Origin of the sequence: Parvibaculum sp. (assembly GCF_045863935.1) — a bacterium.
In the GTDB taxonomy this organism is placed as follows: domain Bacteria; phylum Pseudomonadota; class Alphaproteobacteria; order Parvibaculales; family Parvibaculaceae; genus Parvibaculum.
The window spans coordinates 24522-30997 of record NZ_BTVP01000038.1 but is presented as its reverse complement, the minus strand read 5'-3'; the positions used below and the strand labels follow the sequence as shown (position 1 = coordinate 30997).

Below are 6476 nucleotides of genomic sequence, written 5' to 3'. Positions count from 1 at the left end.
CAAATGGTCACGAGACTCTACTTCCGACTGGATGAAACTTGGGGCGCAGGTCAGCGTTGATCACGATACTGAATTTCGTGTACGCGGTCATCGCGCTACCGGGCTTTGGGGGCTTAGGCTTGCCGACGGAAGCCCACATATTACCTTCCGTTGCGTTCTTCTTATTTTTCTTCCTTGAAGTCCTTTGCTCTTATTTCATATGCCATGCCGTTGTGTATTTGTCGGACGTAAACCCAACTTTTCTTCGCAGCTTCAGCTTACTTTTCGGAATTCTAAACGCAGGAACTACGCTCTTTAACTACAAATTCCTGTTCAATATTTCCTCCCTTGCGAATCCATTTGATGCTGCTGTCTTTTGCGCGTTCGTATTCGGAGCATTCATCGTCGATTGGATTATCATCCACGACTTGCAGATGAGCCGCACCACTCCTCGGAGCGCGTTCTCCAGTCAGGTTTCGATTCCAAACCACTACGCCATGCGTGAGAGAAATGAATTTATAAGAATTCAATTCGGCATATACCTCCTCGCATGTCTGTACGTCTTAGGCGTGTCGGCAAGTCTCTGATGCAACGACGACACTCTGAATGTCCACTGCCGCCCCCTCACACCCCCATCAAATACTCCACAAAGTCCTTCGCATCGAACACCAGCGACACGATCATCGTCGCAAGCGCCAGCACGAACCACACGCCGAACACGCTCTTCTTCTCCACAAGCGGCCAGCGCCGGATGTAATAGATGACGACCGGCGTCCAGAAGATGAGATGCGTGACGCCCCAGAGCTTGTTCCAGCCGACGCTCATGCCGAGCGCCATGGTCGAGACGAGCGCCGCAATCATCGCCAGGAAGAGCCAGCGCGCTTCCACCCGAACGAAGGAAAAGACGACCGCGCCCAGCCCGAGCACAACCGTCATCCACATCATCCAGAGCTGTACCCATTGCGGCAGCGTCGCCACATAAGCGTCCTGCGATGCCTGTGCGGCGGCAAGCGCTTCCATAAATCCGTCCATCGGTTCCCCCTTTATCCCGTGATCCGACGCCACTCTGGGAAACCTCCCCGCCGCGCCGCAAATCACGTTTCCGTTAGCGGAAGCCGGGACCGAAAATCCCTCGCCTCGCGCGCCCTTCATGCGCAAACTTCCGCATCATGAGCAAAGCCCCGGACATGCCGCCGAAGAAGCGCACCCTCCCAACCCCGCAATGGGCCCACGGACAATGCCGCTGCGGCGCGGTGCGCTTCGAGATCATGGTTCCGGCGCTCTGGGCCTGGCACGACCACTCGGAGGCGACGCGCGCAACGACAGGCGCCGCCTCCATGGCCTGGGTCGGAAGCTGGAAGAAGCGCTTCCGGCTTGTCGAGGGCGAGGATGAACTGACGCGCTACGAGGAGCCGGGCGTCGCGCGCAGCTTCTGCCGCCGCTGCGGCACGCCGCTCTTCTACGAGCGCGAGCGCTCGCGCCATGTCATCAATATTCCCCGCGCGCTCTTCAAGACCCGTGTCGGCCGCGAACCGCGCTACCACGCAGGCCTGAAGGAGATGCCCGACTGGGCATATCTCGGCGAACCGCTCGCCCCCCTCAAGGGCTATCCCGGCATCATGATCGAGCGAAAGCGGAAGAAAAGAAGGGAGATCGTCCCATGACCGCCCTCCTCCTCGGCACGACCGGCATGCTTTCCGCCGCCGCACGTCATGCGGCTGCGCAAGCAGGAAAAGCCGTCATCGTCTCGCGCAACGCGGAGAGTTTTTCCTTCGGCGACAGAGCGCTCGACGCGAAATGCGTGCCTCTCGCCCTTTCCTACGAGAACGAGCCGGCGCTCCTCGCGGCACTCGAGAAACACGCCCCCTTCTCTCTCGCGCTCACCTGGATTCGTCCCCGTGCGGAGCTTCTGCGCGCCGCGCTCGATGCGCTGGTGGCACCCGGCGGTCTTCTCGTCGAGGTCATGGGCAGCCGCTCGATCCTTGCCGGGCCGGACGGCGAACCCTCCATCGCGTCGCTCCGCGCCGATGCCCTCGCCCACCAGCCGGACATGACTTACGCGCAGGTCGTGCTCGGCTTCATGCGCGAAGGCAAAACCTCGCGCTGGCTCAACCATGAAGAGATTTCCGCCGCCGCCATCGCCCAGATGGAAATGCCGCTGCGGCGCCGCATCGCAGGCACGCTGGAGCCCTGGGACGAACGCCCGCGCTGATCTTCACCTCCCCCTCGCGGGGAGGTCGGGAAATTCACCTTCGAATTTCCCGGGTGGGGGGCTCCCCTACCGCCCATACCAGCCGAACCGCCGCAGCGCGAAATGCAGCACGAGCCCGAGCGCAACGAGAAGCGCGGCGGCGATGAACCGTACCCAGATGAAGCTGAACACCATATGCGTCGGGAAGACATGCGTCTTCGCGACCGAACCTTCCTTCAGGTCGCGCAGCCGGTCCGCCTCCGGCCCGGCAACGACCTCCAGCAGGTCGCGCAGGCTCCGGTAGCGCATCACCGCCACCAAGTCCCATGTGTGGTGCCCTTCCGGTTCGATGAAGCGCGTGAAGGGCCGCACCATGAAGACCGGAAACGAGGCGCGCCGCAGCAGCGGCGGCAGGATCGCGCGGTTGTAAGCTTCCTCCGCCGCGAGGTTCGCCGGTTCGTCGATCAGGTTCACCATCAGGAATTCGTCGCCGTCGTCCTGCCTCATCCACGTCTCGAACTGCTCGCGGACATGAAGCGTGCCACCGCCCGGCCCGATCTCGTCGAAGCGCGTGAGATAATGCTGGATTTCCGCGTCCGAAAGCGGCCGCCCCGCGCCGCCATACCAGAACCAGAACACGGCATAGAGAGCCACGAGAACCGCGGCGAGAATATGGGGACCGGTGATGCGCTTCATGTCTTTTCCTCCGAGCCGGGGAAGACTAGGCGCCTCTCATTTAATTGGCAATATGAATGTCAATAGATGGTCAGGCGAGCCGCGCCCTCACTTTCTGCACGAGCCCCATCAGCCGCGGGTCGCTCTTGATGCGCCGCTTCGCCGCGAGCCCGGTCCGGATCGCCGCCGCCGCGCCCATCCCCGCAAGGCTTGTGCCCGAGATCGTGTTGCGCATTTCCATCGGCGCGTCGCAGAAGCTTTCCTTGTACGCCGCATAGCCAACGGAGAGATCGTAGGTGTCGATCCCCCGCTCGATGCTCGATTGCAGCAGCTTCAGCAGATGCAGCCGCCCCGGCGAGAGCTTCGGCAGCATGTCGGGGTCGTAGGTATGCACCATCAGCGTCGACCGCCCGCGCCAGACATGCGCAACGCTGCCCGAGAGAAACGCGCCGTCGAGCCGCAGCTCCGCTACCTCGAGAAGTCTCCGCTCCTCCGGCAGCGCCGCGAGATCGTGCCAGGCGGCAAGATAATCCTCTTCCTCGAAAATGGACGAGATGCCCTGCGCCGCAAGCTGCGCCGCCTTGCGCGCGAGAATGTCCTGTGCCATCGCAACGCGCTCTTCCGCCGTCTCCGCGATGCGGAACGTCACATCACCCTCCGCTTCGAGCTTCCGGAGCTTGGAGCGGTCGATGCGCCGCGTCTCCGCCCGGTAGCGCTGCGAGAACTCCTCGAATGTCGAAGGCAGGTCGAAGACATAGGCCGCGTCCGGTGCGGGCGAGGATGAAAGCGCCGCGAAGGGATTGCCGAGCGGCGCCGAAGGCGTGCCGAGCGACACGGGCTGGCTGTCCAGCATCACGAGATCGTGGCGCGGCAGGGCGCGGCGGATCTGCCGCCACAGCGCCTCGAAGCCACCCTCGAGCCGCGCCTCGAAATCGCGCGCGAGCAGCGGCCCCTTGTAATCGGCCATCCGGCCCCCGAGCCAGACGAGACGCCTGAGGCCGAACCGCCGCTCGATGCCGAGCGGTGCGAGCATCAGCGGCTCGCCGGCCCGCGTGACGACCACGATCGCCGGTTCGATGCCGAGACGCTCTCCCACATGCCGGTGCCACATCGAAAGCCAGTCGAAACTCTGGAAGGCGGTTCCGGCGGCATGGGCCTCGAAAGCGCGCCACACGGGCTCCGCCGCCTCGAAACTTTCATAAAGCGTGATGCCCGCCGCATGCGCGAGCCTTGCCTCGTAGCCCGCCCGGAAACGCGCCGTCGTTCCCCGCGCGCCGCGCCTGGCGAACGTCACCGGGCGTTCAAGGGTTTCCTCGCTCGAAATACTCATCGTCCGCTCCTGACACGGCCCGGACAGGATTTGTCCTGTTTCGGGACTGCCGGTTGTATGGTCCTGCGAACGAAGCAAGCTTCCGGCCAGAAAAACCGCCATGTTAGGCTGACGAAAAAGGAACTGAGGGAGTGCTCAAATGACGGTCTTGCCGGTCCCCTTCGACATCACGGAGCTTGCCCCCGAGAAGGGCGCGCCCGATCCGGCCCGCGTCCTTTCCGGCAATCCGGACAACCGCGTCTGGAACCTCTACACCTCGCCGGACGGCAAGTTCTTCTCAGGCATCTGGGAAAGCGAGCCGGGCGCCTGGCGCATCGAATATACCGAGCACGAGTTCTGCCACATCCTCGACGGCGTGAGCCGCATCGTGCCGGCCGGCGGCGGCGAGCCGATGACGGTGCGAAAGGGCGACGCCTTCGTCATCCCGGCCGGCTTCAAGGGCGTCTGGGAAGTGATCGAGCGCACGCGCAAGCACTACGCGATTTATGAAGCCTGAGTCCGGCTAGGGCGCCTCGTCGGGCGCCACCGCCTGCCGCTCATAGACCTCCACGCGCACGCGATCGATCAGCGTCGCCGCCACCTCGTTCGAGGCGCCGATGGCGCGCAGCACATGGCCGGAAAGCTGCAGCGACGCTTCGAGCGCTTCATGCACGACCGCCGTCGCGCCCGCGGCTTCCAGTTCCAGCATGTGCTCCCGGTCCCGCGCCCGCGCATAGACCGGCACCTTCGGCCACTTCGCCCTGAGCGCCTTGACGAGCCGGCTCGCCGCCGCGCTGTCGTCCAGCGTCACGACGACCGCCGACGCCCTGGCGATACCCACGCGCTCCAGCATCTCGGCCCGCGCCGCATCGCCATAATAGACGAGTTCGCCGCGCGTCCGCGCCGTGCGCGAGCGCATCGGATCGAGATCGAGCGCCACAAACGGAAGCTGCTGCTCGCTGAGCAGCTGCCCGATGGTACGGCCCACGCGCCCATAGCCCGCGATGATGACATGCGCCTCCAGCCCTTCGGCCTTTCCGTCGGCGTCCCGTTCCCGGTCGCCTTGCCAGCCGTCGAGGCGCGTCTGCAGCCAGCCGCCAAGCGCGGCAAGCCCCGGCGTCAGCGCCATCGACACGGCCGCCGATAGCTGCACCACATGCGCGACGGTGAGCGGCACCACGCCGCCCGCCACCGCCCCCGAAATCACCACGAAGGCGAATTCGCCGCCCGACGCGAGCAGGAGCCCCGTGCGCAGCGAACAGAGCCGCGTCTGCCCGAAGGAATAGGTAAGCCCCGCGATCAGCAGCGCCTTGAGCAGCGTGAAGACCGCGATGAGCGCCAGCACGGCATCGAAATTGTCCCGCAACACGGAGAAGTCCATGCCGATGCCGACGCTGATGAAGAAGAGGCCGAGCAGCAGCGCCTTGAACGGCTGTATGTCCGTCTCGATCTGCGGCCGGAATTCCGTATCGGAAAGCAGAAGCCCCGCGAGAAACGCGCCAAGCGCCATCGACAGTCCCGCCGCCCCCGTCGCCACCGCCGTCAGCAGCGCGGCCAGCAGCGACAGCGCCAGAAAGAGTTCCGGATTCTTCGTCCGCGCCACCACGCCATAAAGCCAGCGCAGCACATAGCGGCCCGCCGTCAGGATGAGCGCGACGGCGAGCGTCGCCTTCAGCATCGCCATCCCCGCGAGGCTGAACATGTTCACCTCGTCCCCGCCCTGCGCATGGGCGCTGAAGATCGACACCATGACGAGAAGCGGCACCACCGCGAGGTCCTGCATCAGCAGGATCGAAAACGCGATGCGTCCCGGTTGCGCGGCGAACTCGCCCCGCTCGATCAGCAATTGCGTGACGATAGCCGTGGACGAGAGCGCCAGCGCGAAGCCGAGAATGGTCGAGGCCGGAACGGTGAGCCCGGCGGCCATGAACAATCCCGTCAGCGCCGCCCCGCACACCAGCACCTGAGCGCTTCCGAGCCCCAGCACATAGGTCCGCATCGACCGGAGTCTCTGCCACGACAATTCGAGTCCGATGGTAAACAGCAGGAAAACGACACCCAGCTCGCCGATCTGGGAAACGCCTTCCGCATCGCCGATCAGCGCGACGCCGTGCGGCCCGATCAGGGCGCCGATGAAGAGATAGCCGAGCACCGTACTCGCCCGGAACCAGTGAAACAGCGGCATCACGGCGACCGCCGCGATCAGGAAAACGATGACTTCCTTGAGATAGGGGACGTGGATTCCCCCTGCCACGGCCTCTACCGCCGCCCCCGCGCTCAGAACCTCGTTTTCCACAATCACCTCACCGCCGCTGCTGCTTT

At 64.4% G+C, this 6476-nt stretch carries 7 protein-coding genes; 3 read left to right on the top strand and 4 right to left on the bottom strand.

Features of this window, described 5'->3' with window-relative positions; genetic code table 11:
• Positions 1–603 precede the first annotated feature (603 nt).
• A complete protein-coding gene (locus tag ACKUUH_RS14290; RefSeq protein WP_407950588.1) occupies positions 604–1011 on the bottom strand; it encodes a hypothetical protein in 408 nt (135 codons plus the stop codon).
• A 137-nt stretch (positions 1012–1148) separates the two neighbouring features.
• Here ACKUUH_RS14290 and ACKUUH_RS14285 point away from each other — a divergent pair, with 137 nt between their 5' ends.
• Both ACKUUH_RS14285 and ACKUUH_RS14280 read left to right on the top strand, forming a co-directional pair.
• The gene (locus ACKUUH_RS14285) at positions 1149–1643 is read left to right on the top strand and encodes a GFA family protein (protein ID WP_407950587.1); all 495 of its coding nucleotides are present in this window, start codon (positions 1149–1151) and stop codon (positions 1641–1643) included.
• Entirely contained in the window at positions 1640–2191 is a 552-nt protein-coding gene (locus tag ACKUUH_RS14280; RefSeq protein WP_407950586.1) for a hypothetical protein, read from the top strand. Before ACKUUH_RS14285 ends, ACKUUH_RS14280 begins: the two co-directional genes overlap by 4 nt.
• A 66-nt stretch (positions 2192–2257) precedes the next feature.
• On the opposite strand, the gene ACKUUH_RS14275 is transcribed toward ACKUUH_RS14280, so the two are convergent.
• Together ACKUUH_RS14275 and ACKUUH_RS14270 are read right to left on the bottom strand one after the other, a co-directional pair.
• Positions 2258–2866: a hypothetical protein gene (locus ACKUUH_RS14275; protein ID WP_407950585.1), complete on the bottom strand. Its 609-nt coding sequence runs from the start codon at positions 2864–2866 to the stop codon at positions 2258–2260.
• A gap of 70 nt (positions 2867–2936) precedes the next feature.
• Positions 2937–4175: a GNAT family N-acetyltransferase gene (locus tag ACKUUH_RS14270; RefSeq protein ID WP_407950584.1), complete on the bottom strand. Its 1239-nt coding sequence runs from the start codon at positions 4173–4175 to the stop codon at positions 2937–2939.
• 139 nt (positions 4176–4314) lie between these two features.
• On the opposite strand from ACKUUH_RS14270, the gene ACKUUH_RS14265 reads away from it, so the two are divergent.
• Positions 4315–4671: a cupin domain-containing protein gene (locus ACKUUH_RS14265; RefSeq protein ID WP_407950583.1), complete on the top strand. Its 357-nt coding sequence runs from the start codon at positions 4315–4317 to the stop codon at positions 4669–4671.
• Positions 4672–4677: 6 nt separating this feature from the next.
• Here ACKUUH_RS14265 and ACKUUH_RS14260 read toward each other — a convergent pair whose 3' ends face one another.
• Entirely contained in the window at positions 4678–6450 is a 1773-nt protein-coding gene (locus ACKUUH_RS14260) for a cation:proton antiporter (RefSeq protein WP_407950582.1), read from the bottom strand.
• Between the last annotated feature and the right edge of the window lie 26 nt (positions 6451–6476).